This window comes from Atopococcus tabaci DSM 17538, from assembly GCF_000429585.1.
Taxonomy (GTDB): domain Bacteria; phylum Bacillota; class Bacilli; order Lactobacillales; family Carnobacteriaceae_A; genus Atopococcus; species Atopococcus tabaci.
In genome coordinates this window covers 1-15,107 of the sequence record NZ_AUCD01000060.1, presented here as the reverse complement: position 1 = coordinate 15,107, position 15,107 = coordinate 1, and the positions used below count along the sequence as shown (strand labels likewise).

General features: G+C 46.9%; 16 protein-coding genes, 2 tRNA genes and 1 other RNA gene. 4 read left to right on the top strand and 15 right to left on the bottom strand.

The window, feature by feature from the left end; genetic code table 11:
• Positions 1 to 246: IS256 family transposase (locus G470_RS0108975; RefSeq protein WP_028274537.1), on the bottom strand; the 246-nt coding region annotated here is incomplete at its 3' end.
• 323 nt (positions 247 to 569) lie between these two features.
• On the opposite strand from G470_RS0108975, the gene G470_RS0108970 reads away from it, so the two are divergent.
• Positions 570 to 1,049: a hypothetical protein gene (locus tag G470_RS0108970; protein WP_028274536.1), complete on the top strand. Its 480-nt coding sequence runs from the start codon at positions 570 to 572 to the stop codon at positions 1,047 to 1,049.
• 297 nt (positions 1,050 to 1,346) lie between these two features.
• Here G470_RS0108970 and G470_RS15025 read toward each other — a convergent pair whose 3' ends face one another.
• Positions 1,347 to 1,559 (bottom strand): helix-turn-helix domain-containing protein, encoded by a 213-nt coding sequence (locus G470_RS15025; RefSeq protein WP_276202784.1) that lies wholly within the window; start codon positions 1,557 to 1,559, stop codon positions 1,347 to 1,349.
• A 228-nt stretch (positions 1,560 to 1,787) separates the two neighbouring features.
• Here G470_RS15025 and G470_RS0108955 point away from each other — a divergent pair, with 228 nt between their 5' ends.
• Positions 1,788 to 2,795, top strand: coding sequence for a sodium:calcium antiporter (locus G470_RS0108955; protein ID WP_028274535.1), 1,008 nt, complete (start codon positions 1,788 to 1,790; stop codon positions 2,793 to 2,795).
• 77 nt (positions 2,796 to 2,872) lie between these two features.
• Here G470_RS0108955 and G470_RS0108950 read toward each other — a convergent pair whose 3' ends face one another.
• From G470_RS0108950 to G470_RS0108895, 13 genes are all read right to left on the bottom strand, one after another.
• On the bottom strand, positions 2,873 to 3,490 hold the full coding sequence (locus tag G470_RS0108950; protein ID WP_028274534.1) for a V-type ATP synthase subunit D: 618 nt from the start codon (positions 3,488 to 3,490) through the stop codon (positions 2,873 to 2,875).
• The gene (locus tag G470_RS0108945) at positions 3,483 to 4,880 is read right to left on the bottom strand and encodes a V-type ATP synthase subunit B (protein ID WP_028274533.1); all 1,398 of its coding nucleotides are present in this window, start codon (positions 4,878 to 4,880) and stop codon (positions 3,483 to 3,485) included. The genes G470_RS0108950 and G470_RS0108945 overlap by 8 nt, the downstream gene beginning before the upstream one ends.
• 14 nt (positions 4,881 to 4,894) lie before the next feature.
• Positions 4,895 to 6,661: a V-type ATP synthase subunit A gene (locus tag G470_RS0108940; RefSeq protein WP_028274532.1), complete on the bottom strand. Its 1,767-nt coding sequence runs from the start codon at positions 6,659 to 6,661 to the stop codon at positions 4,895 to 4,897.
• Positions 6,658 to 7,248 carry a V-type ATP synthase subunit E gene (locus tag G470_RS0108935; RefSeq protein ID WP_028274531.1) on the bottom strand — a complete coding sequence of 197 codons (591 nt, stop codon included), beginning with the start codon at positions 7,246 to 7,248 and terminating at the stop codon, positions 6,658 to 6,660. The genes G470_RS0108940 and G470_RS0108935 overlap by 4 nt, the downstream gene beginning before the upstream one ends.
• 16 nt (positions 7,249 to 7,264) lie before the next feature.
• A complete protein-coding gene (locus tag G470_RS0108930) occupies positions 7,265 to 7,573 on the bottom strand; it encodes a V-type ATP synthase subunit F (RefSeq protein ID WP_028274530.1) in 309 nt (102 codons plus the stop codon).
• 1 nt (position 7,574) lies between these two features.
• Positions 7,575 to 8,030 carry an ATP synthase subunit C gene (locus G470_RS0108925; protein WP_028274529.1) on the bottom strand — a complete coding sequence of 152 codons (456 nt, stop codon included), beginning with the start codon at positions 8,028 to 8,030 and terminating at the stop codon, positions 7,575 to 7,577.
• A 2-nt stretch (positions 8,031 to 8,032) separates the two neighbouring features.
• Complete coding sequence (locus G470_RS0108920) at positions 8,033 to 9,997, bottom strand: V-type ATP synthase subunit I (protein WP_028274528.1); 1,965 nt, start codon at positions 9,995 to 9,997, stop codon at positions 8,033 to 8,035.
• Between the two features lie 39 nt (positions 9,998 to 10,036).
• Positions 10,037 to 11,077, bottom strand: a complete 1,041-nt coding sequence (locus G470_RS13215; protein ID WP_156908034.1) for a V-type ATPase subunit — start codon at positions 11,075 to 11,077, stop codon at positions 10,037 to 10,039.
• A 13-nt stretch (positions 11,078 to 11,090) separates the two neighbouring features.
• Entirely contained in the window at positions 11,091 to 11,402 is a 312-nt protein-coding gene (locus G470_RS0108910) for a hypothetical protein (protein ID WP_028274527.1), read from the bottom strand.
• Positions 11,403 to 11,662: 260 nt separating this feature from the next.
• Positions 11,663 to 12,058, bottom strand: a complete 396-nt coding sequence (locus tag G470_RS13210) for a YbaN family protein (protein WP_051258524.1) — start codon at positions 12,056 to 12,058, stop codon at positions 11,663 to 11,665.
• A 99-nt stretch (positions 12,059 to 12,157) separates the two neighbouring features.
• Positions 12,158 to 12,244, bottom strand: an RNA gene (ffs, locus tag G470_RS14175) — signal recognition particle sRNA small type.
• Between the two features lie 86 nt (positions 12,245 to 12,330).
• Positions 12,331 to 13,593 carry a cytochrome P450 gene (locus G470_RS0108900; RefSeq protein ID WP_035445443.1) on the bottom strand — a complete coding sequence of 421 codons (1,263 nt, stop codon included), beginning with the start codon at positions 13,591 to 13,593 and terminating at the stop codon, positions 12,331 to 12,333.
• A 145-nt stretch (positions 13,594 to 13,738) separates the two neighbouring features.
• Complete coding sequence (locus G470_RS0108895; protein ID WP_028274525.1) at positions 13,739 to 14,410, bottom strand: hypothetical protein; 672 nt, start codon at positions 14,408 to 14,410, stop codon at positions 13,739 to 13,741.
• Positions 14,411 to 14,590: 180 nt separating this feature from the next.
• On the opposite strand from G470_RS0108895, the gene G470_RS0108890 reads away from it, so the two are divergent.
• Positions 14,591 to 14,664: transfer RNA gene (locus tag G470_RS0108890), tRNA-Pro, on the top strand.
• Between the two features lie 10 nt (positions 14,665 to 14,674).
• Positions 14,675 to 14,758: transfer RNA gene (locus G470_RS0108885), tRNA-Leu, on the top strand.
• Positions 14,759 to 15,107: the final 349 nt, after the last annotated feature.

The following is a 15,107-nucleotide window of genomic DNA, read 5'->3' as shown; positions in this document are numbered from 1 at the left end:
TCTAGGCACTCGTAATTCAAGAGTTCCAACGCGAGTCGTAAAGTCACGCTCGTAGTAGCCATTTCGTTGGCTTTTTCGGCTTTCAGATCGTTCATAGTCTTCAGCTTGAATGTATTCAGTTCGCTGGTTTTCCATCAATTGATTGAATACAGTGGTCAAAATGTTTTTAGAGACATCGTCTTTTACAGAATTTTCAATAATACTTTGAACCTCTTCATTGTTCAGTGTAAAATGTACTTGGGTCATGTAAAGTCCTCCTGGGTATGTTTTTAGTGGTTAAAAACATTGTACCGTAAAAGGGCTTTTACATGGCCTTTTATCTTTTACACAATTATATAGACTTTATCCATAAATCATTACCGGGATAAAACTGGCTCCTAAATACTTTAAGAAGTTTTTTCTGTTTTTCATAACTTTCCCCCTTTTTCATAGTATATCAAAAACTTTTTTCTTTCTTTGCATATATTTCCTTTTCTCTTTCTTCAAGGGTATGGCCATTTCGAAGTGACAACGTGGTATAATCCAATTGAACTAACTTATGGAAAAAAATTTATTGGCAGGAGGAAAATATGTATACTATAGAATCATTACTGGCCAAATATCAGGACAATTTAATTAAAGTTGACGAGAAAAAAGATTATTTGGATGTTCTCAAGGATTTAGTAGACATAGAAGAAGTAGATTTACACATCCTCCATCCTGTCCAATTGAAAATCATAGAAGAAAATATTGAAAATTCAGCTGATTGTAGCAAGAACCCGATAAAATTGCATTTCTACAGAGTAATCAGGAATGACAAAAGCGGCCTCTATTATAAAGAACTGGAAGATGCACAAAGCCTTTCATACATGCCATACTTTAAAGAGCCTACTGTTTTCGTAATACATGAAGAATTTCGAGGGTTGCAAGAAACCAATAGCGAATGGCTACATAGAGACTACATTATGCTGCGCGGAGTTACTCAAAAAGATATTCAAGAAAAGAATCGGCACTTGTTTAATTATTTGTCGTATCTCTCTGCTTGGGACGAGGCAGACACACGCAATTAAAAAAGTTTTAAAATGAGAGCGGGACAACATGCGTTTAGACCCGAACCACTGGAGCGAATAAGCGGATGAGGGGCGAAGCCCCTCGAGCATTATTCTAAAGGAGGCACTGTGGGCAGATGCCCAAGTGTATCATGACTGTACATTGCTAAAGCAACTACAGTCATGACAAAGTGGACGTCGGGTCTGCATTTTGGAGCGCATTTTCGCTAGCTTATTCGTAAACGCAGAAGAGGTCGGGACTATTGTCCCGACCTCTCCATTTGACTTCATACCAGAAAAAGATATTGAAGAATTGACTTAAACCAGCCCTGTTAGAAAAGCCAATAATTCATACTGCTTTTCTTCAGGCAGCTGTTTGATTTGAGTGATCAGTTTTTGTTCCACCGGGCTTATTTCTGAATTGAAAAATTCCGCCATACTCACCCCTAAAGCTTCACAAATACGGGCGAGCGTCTTTAGAGACAATTTGTTTGAGTTATTTTCAAATGCAGAAACAAAAGAGAACGAAATGGTCAGCGAATCAGAGTAACCACATTCAATGCTTTTACCTTAGACAAAGATCAGCGTATTCCTCTGCTGGTCTTTGTCTTTTTTTATTATATTTGACTGGATAAAGATGATGGGGGTCTCTTTGGCAAGCATTCTGATTAACATCGTTCCTTCTTTTCAATATACTGAAGGTACAATCATGGCTATGAATTTTCAATGGTGGAGCACATGTTTTCATCAGGAGGTTCTATGGATACATTCATTTCAGAACAGAGTTTGCCGGTGCTCATCATCCTTTTCCTTGCTTCCTTGGCTGCTTTGTCGAAAGCAACCGACTTTTTGATTGATCATGCGGTTGTCTTATCCAAAAAATTTGGCATTTCTGAAATGATCATCGGTGCCACTATTGTTTCCCTGGGGACCACTCTTCCTGAACTGGCGATTTCCATTTCAGCTGTCTTACAAGAATCAACCGATTTGGCTTTGGGGAACGCCGTTGGTTCTGTTATCACCAATACCGCTCTCGTTCTGGGCGTGGGTTCACTGGCAGGAAGCGTCCCGGTTTTGCGCAACACCTCCGGTCGCCTGCTCTTTTTAGTAAGCGCTATCTTTATTCTTGTATTTGGAAGCATCCGCTCATGGGGCGGAGATTTCTTCTATTCGGATGGTCATCTTCCTCGCTTGATAGGGTTTCTTTTCCTTTGCGCTATTCCCCTCTATCTTTCTTCTCCTTTTTGGACTTCTGAAAAAAAGATAAGGAGGCACGAGTCAAAAGAAGGCGCTCCGATTAGGAAAAAAGACTTATTAATGGAAGGCAGTCTGATTCTTTCCAGCGGCGCCGTGGTGGCTTTTAGTGCCGCGGTTTTGATCTCCACCGTCTCGACTTTAGCCGCACGCTTGGGCGTCTCGAAGGCCATCATCGCTGGAACGGTCATCGCTTTTGGCACCAGCCTGCCGGAATTAAGTACCACCTTCACTTCTGCTCGCAAAGGGTATGGCGGCTTGGCCATGGGCAATGTATTGGGAGCCAGCATTTTGAACATCCTGCTGGTCCTAGGTGTTTCAATTTCTGTAAGCCCCGGCGGTCTCACTGTTCCTGCTCTCTTCTATCGGGTTCATTTTCCGATTGCTCTTTCAGTAGTGGGAATACTCACCTACTTCATTTTCAATACCCGAAAAATGGAAATCAGTAACCGAGAAGGGCTGGTTTTACTAGCCATCTACTTGTTCTATCTCTTCTTCAATCTCGTTGCATAATCTGCCGGACCGCAAATAAGAAGGAATCAGACAGTTTGCAGCTGCCTGATTCCTTTTTGATTTGTCTGGTTTTATCGTCAATCCGCCAAAAAGCCTTTGACGACTTTCAAGCGGGTGAATTCTTCCCGGTCTTTTTCTTCCAATGCATTTTCGATTTCCTTTTTTGTGTCCTGCAGTTTCGGGATGGAAATGTTCTTCAATGCATTGGCCCGCTTCTGCGTTTTACGGATGTTGTTGGCCAGGCGGTAAGCCGAGTTTTCAATCATCGACAGTCGAATCGTCAGCTCTTTGACTTTTTCAAACGCGAGCCGCGCTTCGTCCAACGATGAATTTGTGCTGTAAAACGAGTACGTTGGTTTGGAAGGCGTTTTGTCGTATTCAACCAACGGGATTTCGGTTCCCATGACACTGCGCACTTTCAGCCGTACGGAGTCTTCCACCGGCACGGTGGCGGCGATCTCTTCCACATACCGGATGCCGGACTCAATGTTGGCACGTTCCAGTGCTTCGTACGCCGCCCGGTACGTTTGGTCGATTTGGCTTTGAATCTCATCAGCCTGCTTGACCAGCGACATGATTTCATTGATCAAAATCACTCGTTTGCGGTCCAACAGACTGTACCCTTGGATGGATAATGCAAGCGATTTGTTGACGTTCATCAAGTTCCCTTTAGTCGGAGCGATGTTTTCAGCCAATCAAATCACCCTCCCGCGTGTGATTGTAGTACTTGTCCAGCAATTGGGTGTCGATGCGATCCAGTTCCTCCCTTGGAAGCATCCGCAACAGTTCCCATCCGTGTTCCAGTGTTTCGAGGATGGTGCGGTTTTCGTCCTTTTCCTGGCCAATAAAATGCTGTTCGAATTCACGGCCGAATGCCAAATACTTTTTGTCTGTCGGCGCCAGGTCGTCTTCTCCGATAACCGAAGCCAGGGAACGCACTTCGTTCACTCGGGAATACGAAGCGAACAACTGGTTGGCGACGGATTGATGGTCTTCCCGGGTGTAACCTTCTCCGATTCCGTCTTTCATCAACCGCGAAAGCGACGGCAGGATATTGATGGGCGGGTAAATGGTTTTCCCTTGCAGGTCCCGATCCAATACAATCTGCCCTTCCGTGATGTATCCGGTCAAATCGGGTATTGGGTGGGTGATGTCGTCGTTCGGCATCGTCAGAATCGGGATTTGGGTCACCGATCCCGGTTTGCCTGCCACAATGCCGGCGCGCTCATACAACGTCGCCAGATCACTGTACAGATAGCCCGGATACCCTTTCCGTGACGGGATTTCTTGTTTGGTAGAAGATATTTCCCGCAGCGCTTCACAGTAAGATGTCATGTCGGTCATGATGACCAAAATGTGCATTCCCCGGTCATATGCCAAATATTCGGCAGCGGTCAACGCGACCCGCGGTGTCATGATGCGTTCCACCACCGGGTCACTGGCCAAGTTCAAAAACATGGTCACGTGGTCCAACACACCGCTTTCTTCAAACGTGCGGCGGAAATAATCGGCGACATCGTGTTTGACGCCCATTGCCGCAAAGACAACCCCAAACTCTTCCCCGCTTGTTTCACCAAGATTCGCCTGACGGACAATCTGGGCTGCCAAATCATTGTGCGGTAGACCGTCTCCGGAAAAGATCGGCAGCTTCTGGCCGCGGATCAAAGTGGTCAACGCATCAATGGCGGAAACGCCAGTTTGGATGAAGTTTCGTGGGTATTCCCGCGAGACCGGGTTCAACGGATCACCGTTGACGTCCCGTTTGGTCACATAGTCGATTTCTCCCAGTCCGTCAATCGGTCGCCCGACGCCGTCAAAGGTCCGCCCTAAGATTTCCGGTGCCACCGGCAGCTCCAATGACCGGCCCGTGAGACGGGTATGCGTGTTTTCAAGTGACATATCCGCCGTGCTTTCGAATACCTGGATAATAGCTTTGTCTTCATATACCTCGATGATTCGTCCGAGTTTGCGTTTGGTCCGGTCGACGGTGAATTCCACGATTTCATCGTATGCTGCGTCTTGAACACCTTCCAGCATAACGAGAGGGCCGCTGATCGAATCCAGTCCTAAATATTCAATTGTCATCTAAACCCTCCTCCTTATGCATTCGTGTCAATCAACTGGTTATAAAAGCGGTCAATGTCTTCTTTGTATTGGTCTAAAGCGTCCAATTGATCGTTCGGGACATCGTATTTGATGGAAACGATGCGTGAGAAGATGTCGTTGCGCAGCAATAGAGACATCGGCATCCCCATCTGTACCAACGCTTTGGAACGGCGGTACAAGTAGAGGATGACTTCCATCATTTTTTCTTGTTTTTCCAACGGCACCGCGGTGTCTTCCGGGTGGAATGCGTTTTGTTGGAGGAAGCCGAGACGGATGACCCGTGCGATTTCGATGATCAGCTTTTGGTCATCCGGCAGCACATCGCTTCCAATCAGTTTCACGACATCCATCAACGAACTTTCCTGATGCAGGATTTCCATGATTTGGCGACGCTTGTTGACGAAGTCCGGTGAAATGTTGTCCCGGTACCATGCAGACAAGTCGTCAACATATTGGCTGTAACTGTCAAGCCAGCTCACGGCAGGATAATGGCGTTCGTTGGCGAGTTGTTTATCCAATCCCCAAAAACAGCGGACAAATCGTTTCGTGTTCTGCGTCACTGGTTCGGAAAAGTCCCCGCCTTGTGGAGAAACCGCACCGATGATGGAGACCGAGCCTTCCGTCCCATTCAAGTTCTGCATCAAGCCGGCCCGTTCATAAAATGTCGCAATCCGGCTCGCCAAATACGCTGGGAACCCTTCTTCCGCCGGCATTTCTTCCAAACGGCCGGACAGTTCCCGCAATGCTTCCGCCCAGCGAGAAGTGGAGTCGGCCATGATGGCTACGTCATACCCCATGTCCCGGTAATATTCCGCCAGCGTGATGCCTGTATAAATGGAGGCTTCACGGGCGGCCACCGGCATGTTGGAGGTGTTGGCAATCAGAGTGGTCCGTTCCATCAAGGAGTTTCCCGATTTCGGGTCCTCCAGTTTGGAGAAGTCTTCCAACACTTCCGTCATTTCATTTCCGCGCTCGCCGCACCCGATGTAGACGATGATGTCGGCATCGGAATATTTGGCGACTTGGTGCTGCATCATCGTTTTCCCGGTTCCAAATCCTCCCGGAATAGCGGCCGTACCACCTTTTGCGATTGGGAAAAGCGTATCCACCACGCGCTGGCCAGTGATCAACGGAACGGAGCTTTCATAGCGGTTGTGAACCGGACGCGGGATGCGGATCGGCCACTTCTGCGCCAAAGCCACCTCCACTACCGTATCGTCCAGCTGCTGGATTTTCACCAGTGGCTCTTCCACGGTATACTCTCCGTCCGCTGCCACTTCCACTACGCGTCCTTCAATGTGCGGGGGAATCATAGATTTGTGCAGGATGGTTTTGGTTTCTTGCACTTCGGCGATGATGGTGCCGCCGATGACTTCTTGTCCTTCTTCCACCAACAGCCTTACCGGCCATTTTTTTTCAGTGTCCAATGATTCTACCTGTACGCCTTTGGTGATGTACTGGCCGGCTTGTTTTTCGATTTCTTTGAGCGGCCGTTCGATGCCGTCAAAGATGTTGTTCAAAATTCCCGGTCCCAATGTGACACTCATCTGTTGCCCGGTGGAATAAACCGGCTCGCCCGGCTTCATTCCGGATGTTTCTTCGTATACCTGGATGGTGGTCCGGTCATTATCCAAGGAAATGACTTCCCCAATCAATCGGTTTTTTCCGACATACACCATCTCCGACATGCGGAACATGGTTTTTCCTTTGATATATACGACCGGCCCATTGATTCCATAGATGGTTCCCAGTTGTTTCACTGTATCTCCTCCTTCGATCGGTCAAAAGAGAAGTTGGCTCGTTCTTCTTCCAAACGCGTCAAGAACGATTGATCGATCAATAATTTTCGTGACTGCACCACTCCACGGCTGCCTCCGATGAACGGGCGGCTGGAGACGGAAATGTCGTGTCCAATCCGCTTTTGCAGGGCCTCAACTTTGTCTGCATCCACCGGGTCGACATACAACACAAGGTCTTCTCCACCGGCAACCGAAATGGCATGCCGCATCTGCAGTTCCAACAAGTGAACGTAATCCGGTGTTTTCATGAAGTCCTCCAAGCGTTCACGGACTTGACGGAACACGTCTTCTTTCAGTTGCTGTTGCTGTTTGCCGAGGTCGCGCTGCAACTGCAGCTGCAGTTGCGCAACCTCTTTGTTGCTCTCTTTGCGGACGTTTTCCCGTTCCGTTTCCACTTCGATGGCAGCTTTGCTGCGTTCTTCCCGCTTGTGGTCTTCCAAGATGTCATTCAAGGATGCTTCAAAAGTGTGCAGCTGGTCTCTGATTTTCTTCTTTTGTGATTCCATGACAATCTCATTGAAAAGCGTCACTTTTTCTTCTAAATCCATCTCTTCACCCCGTCTTCTATAGTTTCACGCCGATGGCTTCATTCACATAAGACGTGATGAAATCCGGGCGGCGTCCCGTTCCATACCGATCGGGGATTTCAACCAGCAAGGGCTGTTGGTGGTTCAGCCGGATGTCATCAATGATTTCCGGAAACTCTTGCCCCAATTTTTCCGTCAACAGAATAATGGCAGTGTCTTTATCTTGAACAGCCGTCTCCAATGCTTTGCGTACTTCTTCTTTTTCGTGGACAACGACCCCTTCGATGCCAGCCAACCTCATGCCTGTCAGGGTACTCACGTTGTCGCTGATCAAAAATAATTTCATCTTACAGCTGTCCTAAAATCATGAAGGAGATGATGAGCCCGTACAACGCAATCCCTTCCGCCAATCCTACGAAAATCAAGGAACGACCGAAGATGGAGTTGTCTTCACTGATGGCTCCCAAAGCAGCAGACGCAGCGCTGGCAACTGCAATCCCGCCGCCGATACAAGACAAACCGGTAACCAAAGCAGCAGCGATGTAACCCAATCCTGTCGCCAACCCCGTGTTGGCAGCTGCTTCTGCCGTCGTTCCCGGCATCTCCGCAGCCAACACTTGCAAGTCCGGGTTATACGCCAAGATGGTTGTCAAAATGATGCCGCCGAAAATCGCAAACACATTCAGCACCAATGCACGTTTGTAGCGGTTCCGGGATTTCATTCCAGAGAAGTAATAAGAAAATGGGATGATGTACCCCAAGACGAATGTAGCAGTCAACGTTAATTTAATCAGCATGCTCATGTTTAATTCCTCGCTTTCGTTTCATAACGGACATTGTTGACAAAGGGTCTTCCGTCCCCTTTGTAGAAGTGACTGAAGATTTCATAAAATTCCAAACGCAGTACTTGGATCCCAACAACCAAGCCTTCCAACCCAATGACGAATAAGTTTCCGAGTACAACGATGACCCAGTTGGTGTCTCCGCCTTCTGCAGCGCCGGACAACATCAAAACAACTTGCATCATCGCCGCGTGGCTCACCGCAAATGCGCCCACCCGGACAAAGGAGATGGTGTTGGAGAAATAGCTGAGCAAAATTTCAAAGATTTCAAAGAAGGCCTGCACCGCAAACATCACGGGCCCTTCGCTTCCTTCCAACCGCTTGTGTTCCAGCCGGGCTACAATCGGTTCCTGCAGCGCCATCATCAACAACGGCACTCCCAGCAACACGGCTAAAATAATGGCCGCCGGTAGCCGGCTTCCGGTCATAAACAAGACCAGCGCCAAAATCAAGGTGCCGTAAAACAGCAAACCCGCGACTCCGTTCCGGTCGAACAACACTTCCGCGGTGTGATGGGTTTTGATGCCTGATACAATGTTCAGCACCAAGGTCGTCAGAATCAAGAAAATCCCAAAAACCACCGCCGCGACGAAGACCGTATTCAAAGACCCGATAAACGGCAGCTGGGTCATTTCGGACATCGGATGGAGCCAGAGCGGTTCAATGAGGTGTTCAAACCCAAAGACACTTCCATATAAGAAGCCGAACACGACGGAAAATACTCCCGCCAACGCGATGATGCCGCCTAAATCGGCTTTCTTCTTCCGGTACAGCCAGAATCCTCCGAGCGCCAAGAGCGCCCCTTGCCCCACATCGCCAAACATTGCTCCAAACAGCAGCGAATACGTCAGCGCCACCAACCAAGTTGGATCGAATTCACGGTAATTTGGAACGCCGTACATTTTGATGAACAGTTCATACGGACGAAACAAAGCAAAGTTGCGTATTTTTGTGGGCGGTGTTCCGCCTCCGTGTGGGGTATCGTCGTCTTCAACGATCACCTCCACATTGGGATCCGCTTTTGTTGCTTCGTAGAAGCGTTGGGCATCTTTGGTGCTCATCCAGCCTCTCAAAAGGTAACGCGTTTCCTTTTGAACAAATTCGTCCCGCGTCAAGGCAGCGTATTTCCGGATATTGAAGTTGTGGGACAGGACTTCCAGACGTTTTTTCGCCCCGTACAGTGCCGGCGCGTAAGGGTCTAACATGCCGCGGATGGCTGCTTGTGTTTCTTGAATTTGCTCGTTGATGGTTTTTATTTCCTGCTGTAACGTTTGGGCGGCTTCTTTAGGGGTGCCGTTATATTCATCCGGGATAAAAATCGTTTCCCAGTTCATGGAAATATACAATGCGTCCACCCGTTGAAGGTATTGAACCGGCGTGAAATACACACCGTACGTATACTCTTCGTCTTTTGAACACTCCACAAAGATGGACGGAGACATGTCATATACATACTTTTTGAATTTCTCATAATTGACATGAGTGAACCGGCCAAACCGGAACCGGATTTTGTCCATCTGCACAATTTTTTCAATGGGATAATCCAAGTTCACAAAAGGCGCAATCAATTCCAATGATTCCTGTTTTTTCTCCAACACGGCTTTCAGTTCCACGTCTTTTTGTTGATACGAGCCGATGTTTTTTTCCGTGCTCTCAATAAACTGTCGGATGGCCTCTTTGGTTGGTTTCGCCGAAGTTTCTTCTGCATGCTTCCTCTCTTTATCGAAATAAACCAACAGCTGGTCGATCCGCTCCATATACTCGGTATAAGGATTGGAGCTGATGTAAGGATGCAAGGTGCTGGTTCCGTACAGCTCGGTTAACGCGTTTTCCAAATGTATTTCATAGTCCGACAAGTACGTATCGACCATCCGATCAATGTCGTCTCTAGGACCCGTTATCGTTATAAATTTCATCTTGGTGATCAAGTTTTCCCCTCCTCCATTCAAGGTCACCGTACAGGCAGGTTACGTTTTCCCATCAATCATCGCTTGAATCTGCAAGGGATCCCTGTCGTAATGAATTGCTTCCACCACTTTGGTCAACAGTTCCACTTCTTCTTCCTTGTCATGCAAATACGCATAAATCGTGGCAATGGAAAAAGGATCTTTTTTGGCGCGCACGTGGATGATGCGGTCCAACAAATCTTCGTACAACCCTTCCAACTGTCTCGTGCTTCTCAAATCTTTCGTGTACCGCGCATAGTACGTCGTTGCCAGTACCCGCCAGAAACTCTCTTCATCCGCTGCTTGAATCAGTTCCACAATTTTTTCCGCTTTCAATCGGTAATTGATGGGAATCAACAAGGAGCCGATTTGTTCTTGAGGCAATTGGTAATATTTTTTGTATCGATGAATAAACAAGATGTTCAGCATGTCGTACTGTGTGCCGTAAATCTGCTCGAACGTTTCCCGCTCCCGCTTGCTCAACAGGTCTTTTTTCTTTTGCCAGACAGTTGTAAATGCCGCCGTATCCAGCGCCATCTCGTAATCGAACAATGTCGGCTGCTCGAGCCGTTCCAACACGCTTAACGGTCGGTAATAAATGGTGCCCTTCAGCGCTTCCCGGAATCGTTCCATCGTAGTGGCTTCACTCAATGCTTGGAAATCAAGATAGGACCGTTCGTTTAAGAAATGAAGGTACTCCGCGCCGGCCTCTTCGGATATGTCTGAAAGGTCAAACGCTCTTCGTAGAAATTTCCGCAGAATCGTCACTTCGTACGCGATTCCATAAATCAGCAGAAACTCCCGTTGCTTTAAATTGGCGAAGTGGAACAACTTGCTGTAATCCCTGTAGATGGACGAATTCAGCAATCCTTCCAGTTGGGTACGGTATACTTTGCTCTCATCCACATCCGCAAAAATATCTTTGTATCCCGGGTGCCGTTTCAAATACGAAACGACCGCCGCTTCGGATGTCATATACGAGATTTCCCGGTAGTCTTCCTCTTTCAATAGTTTTCCACGCATCGCCCGAATCTTGGTCGTCAAGGCCGTATATTGATTCAACAACTCCTCCACCTCAACCTTTAATGATATTTGCCACAATCGACTCGACAATTTCTTCTTGTTTTTGTTTGTATTCGGTTTCCAATCGCTGTAACTCCAATTGGTGTTCCTCGTGGAGCTGCTGGGTCTTTTCTTCCTGACCGCGGCGGCTTGCTTCACGTATTTGTGCCAATTCAGCCGCCGTTTTCTGTCTCAGTTCTTCATTGAACTGTGCTTGTTTGTCGGCATACTTTTTACGCAGGTTTTCTTTCTGTTGATCAATGTCCTGCTCCAACCTCGTTGCTGATTGTTCAATACTATACAATCGGTTAATTATCGGGTTCATCGCCACCCCTCCTTCTTTAGAGATAGGAACATTCAAATCTTTTTGACAACGGTTGATTATACTCCTTCTCAATGAATATGCAAGAGGAATTTCATAGTTTTTTTCGAAAAAACATTGTATTTTTATTATACTTCATACCTCAAACAGTCTCCATTTATTTGTTTACCCTTAAAAAGAACGAATATTTCACATCGCATTTGTTCAACCATTCACTATAAAGAACAGCAAAAACGGCAAGTTAAAAACTTGCCGTGCTTGGTTTATAAAGTTTCGTTTTCATTTGATTTTTTTACATGTGGACTGTCTGGAATTTTGAAAAACAAAAACAGCGTTTGCGCTATGGTCAAAAGCGTCAACATCACTTTCACCGCGAAAATGGGCGCTATCCAAATGGAAAGTCCCATCAACACATAAATATTCAACAGTATTTTCCATTTTTTAGCTCGAGGAATGGAGCGGGTTTTTACATAATCTGCAACATAAAACTGATACAGCTTGGTCTGTTTCAACCAAGCATCAAATTTTTCAGAACTACGGGCGAAACAATATCCTGATAACAATAAGAAGGGGGTAGTCGGCAAAATGGGAAGAATCGCTCCTATTGCTCCAAGCAAAAAGGAGAGAAGTCCTGTTGCAATCAGCAACTTCTTTTTCATCTGCGGCCTTCCTTTCTTTTGAATAGATTTCCCGCTTTTGGTCCAGAGAACAGAAAAGAGTTTTTGATCCGGAGACCAAAAACTCTTTTCGTTAACCGTATGTACACACGGCACATGACGGTACATGCTTAGTGCTGCTTCCTTCCGGACCTGACACGGTTCACATGCCCGCCATTGCCATGCGGCCTCTCGGCAAGTTTTATTATAACGCAAGGCGGACATCATTTCCAGTCTTTTTCATATTTTTTCGTGTGAGCCTGTGGAAACTACCTTTATTTCCAGCGGACATTCTCCAAGACAACCCCGCTTTTCGGACGGGTCGGCATGTTGACCATGCTGTAACTGAGGTCTTGTTCAGGCAGGTCATAGGTGATGCGGTTGGCCAGGTGGTCGGCGAATACTTCCATCGCCCGCACGGTGTTCCACTCCCCTGGACAGCGGTGTGTCCTGGCGTAATCGCCTCCGCCTTGCGCCAATAATTGATATTGCACATGATTGGTAGGGCTGGAGTGCCAATCTTGGAATCGATCGGGGTTAAAGGTTTCCGGGCTCTCCCAAATAGCGGGGTCTTGATTCGTGCCGTAAATATCCAACAGCGTCAAGGTGTCTTTTTTGAATGTATGTCCCTTCCAAGTAAATTCCTTACGCGCCCGGGCGGCTTGGAATGGGAAAAACGGGAAATAACGGCGAATTTCTTGGATAAACATATGCAAGTAATACGGATTGCCCTCGAACAATTTCGTTTTTTCTTCCGGGTATTGGTGGAGAGCTAAAGCAGTGAAACAGAGATAGATGGAAATGGCGATGGATGGACGCAGAATATTCAACACTTCTATTGCTGCCGTTTTAACATCCAACAGCGAGCCGTCCAAATTCCGGTGCCAGGAAAATGTATACAGGGCAGTCTTTTCCGGTGGGGTCAAATCACCCTTTCGCACTTGTTCGACCAATTCCTTGATCCATGCTTCTGCTTTTACACGCGCTGCTCGGCCTTTGACATGGGTGATTCCGGGAGAAGCTGGAGATTCAACCATCAAAATCAACTGTTCCGCCCGTTCGTCTATGTCTGCTTCATCCAATGGCACACCGGCCCATTCGCAAGTGGCTTTCGTCAATATTTTTTGCGCCTCTTCGTAAAGGACAATGGACTCTTTTTGAATCCATGTTTCCGTCGCTGTCATCAGTTCTTTTTCAATGAGTTTCCCCCATTCATCGACCCGGTCACGCGCCATCAAGCGCAGAAACGCCGCTTTCCGGTTGCGGTGTTCGTTGTCATCCAAACTCTGGATACCGCCTTCACCAAGTAAGGTCTTTTGAACAAATCCCGGCATAGCTCCTTTCCGGATAAAGTACTCTTCGCTTAAGAACAATTTGGCCGCTTCTTCTCCACCCATGCAGACAGCCCGCTGTCCCATCAGTGTTGTTTCAAAAAGAGAAGCATGGAAACTTTTTCTTCTGTTGGGGATGTACATGTATCCTTCCCGCAGAACTTTCAATCCATTTTCCAATCCCGCTTCTCGTGGCATCGGTCTCATTTTATCTCTCATCCCTTCTTGTTTAATACTGTTGTTAGTTCGAGTATAAAGTTGCATGACCATAGATTCAAAGAATTGACTCTCTGATTCGGCACCTATTTTTCCATGCAAAAAACCCGCCAATATGGATTGACGGGTGTCATGATTAGAAATTCCATTGGTGAAAACGCTCTTCCGCAGTGGGTATCGCCGGATCGTACTCGGGTTCGTATGTCTTCCCCTCTTCCGAAGCCGGAACTTCGATGTACTCAAACATCACGTTTTTGGGGTTCTGAAACCCAATTTCTTGAAAAGCGTCGTCACGCAGCTGAAAACGGCTTCCGACCAACTGCGCCTGTGTGCTTTCTTCTATGAATTCCACCAACCTGTTTTGTTTGAACACTTCTCCGTTGGAGCGCTCAAAGTAATGAAAATAATCGCCTGCTCCTAAATACGTGACCGGCTCTGTCACACGCTCTTCCTCGTACAACGACATGTCCCTCAAAGATTCCAAATCGTTCAGTTGGGAAAAGAAATTCCGTTCGTATTGTCCGTAATAAACGTATCCTGTCATCGTTGGTTCTCTGTCCCGAATCAATGGATTCACGTGGCTTGCTTCTTCCAAATAGGGTTGGTACTTCAAGTGCCCGCCTACTCCGATGGCTGCCACTGCACCGATTCCCAACAAGGAAATCAATGTATACCGCTTGCGTTTTTCTTTGCGGGCATACATCCACACAAACAAAATGGTCATCAAAAATAAAAAGGCGACGACACCCAAAACAATAAACCATAATTCATAGAAGCGCTCAGCGCTGTTCCAAAACTCTACGGACATCTCTGTAATTCCTCCGGTTTGTTTACTTGTTTTTTTAGGTTTCTTGTTTTCATCATACCACATTTCAAAGCGGAGAACGGCAGTTTCTTTGTTTGATCCGCTTGCGGAATGACGAGTTTCTCTTAAAGAGATATTGACAAACCAAGAAGGCAGCGGTAAAATACAACTGTTGTTTCAGAACGGGATATGGCTCAGCTTGGTAGAGCGCTTCGTTCGGGACGAAGAGGTCGCAGGTTCAAATCCTGTTATCCCGACTACTATGACGGCGCATTGGTGGAATTGGTAGACACGCTAGTTTCAGGGACTAGTGGGCGCAAGCCCGTGCAGGTTCGACTCCTGTATGCGCTATAAGAATCGAGTAGGAGATAAATGATTAATTCATTTATCGTCCTCTCACACCACCGTACGTACGGTTCCGTATACGGCGGTTCAATATCTTAAGTAAGCAGACTCTGCCAGGTCTCGTAGTGAAACTACGTTCCACCGGTAGAGTCTTTTCGTTGTAAGCACCCAATGAACTTCAGGTGTTTTTGACAGTCTCCAGTATTTCTTTCTAGAGTAACCAATGCGTTTAGCACTGTCCATATCTAGACCTAAACGCATTAATCTGCTAATCTTAGTACGTGGATTTTTCCATCTTTTTAAAATGAGTTGCCTGATACGGTGATGGAGCCATTGCTCCACTTTCGTTACGAAG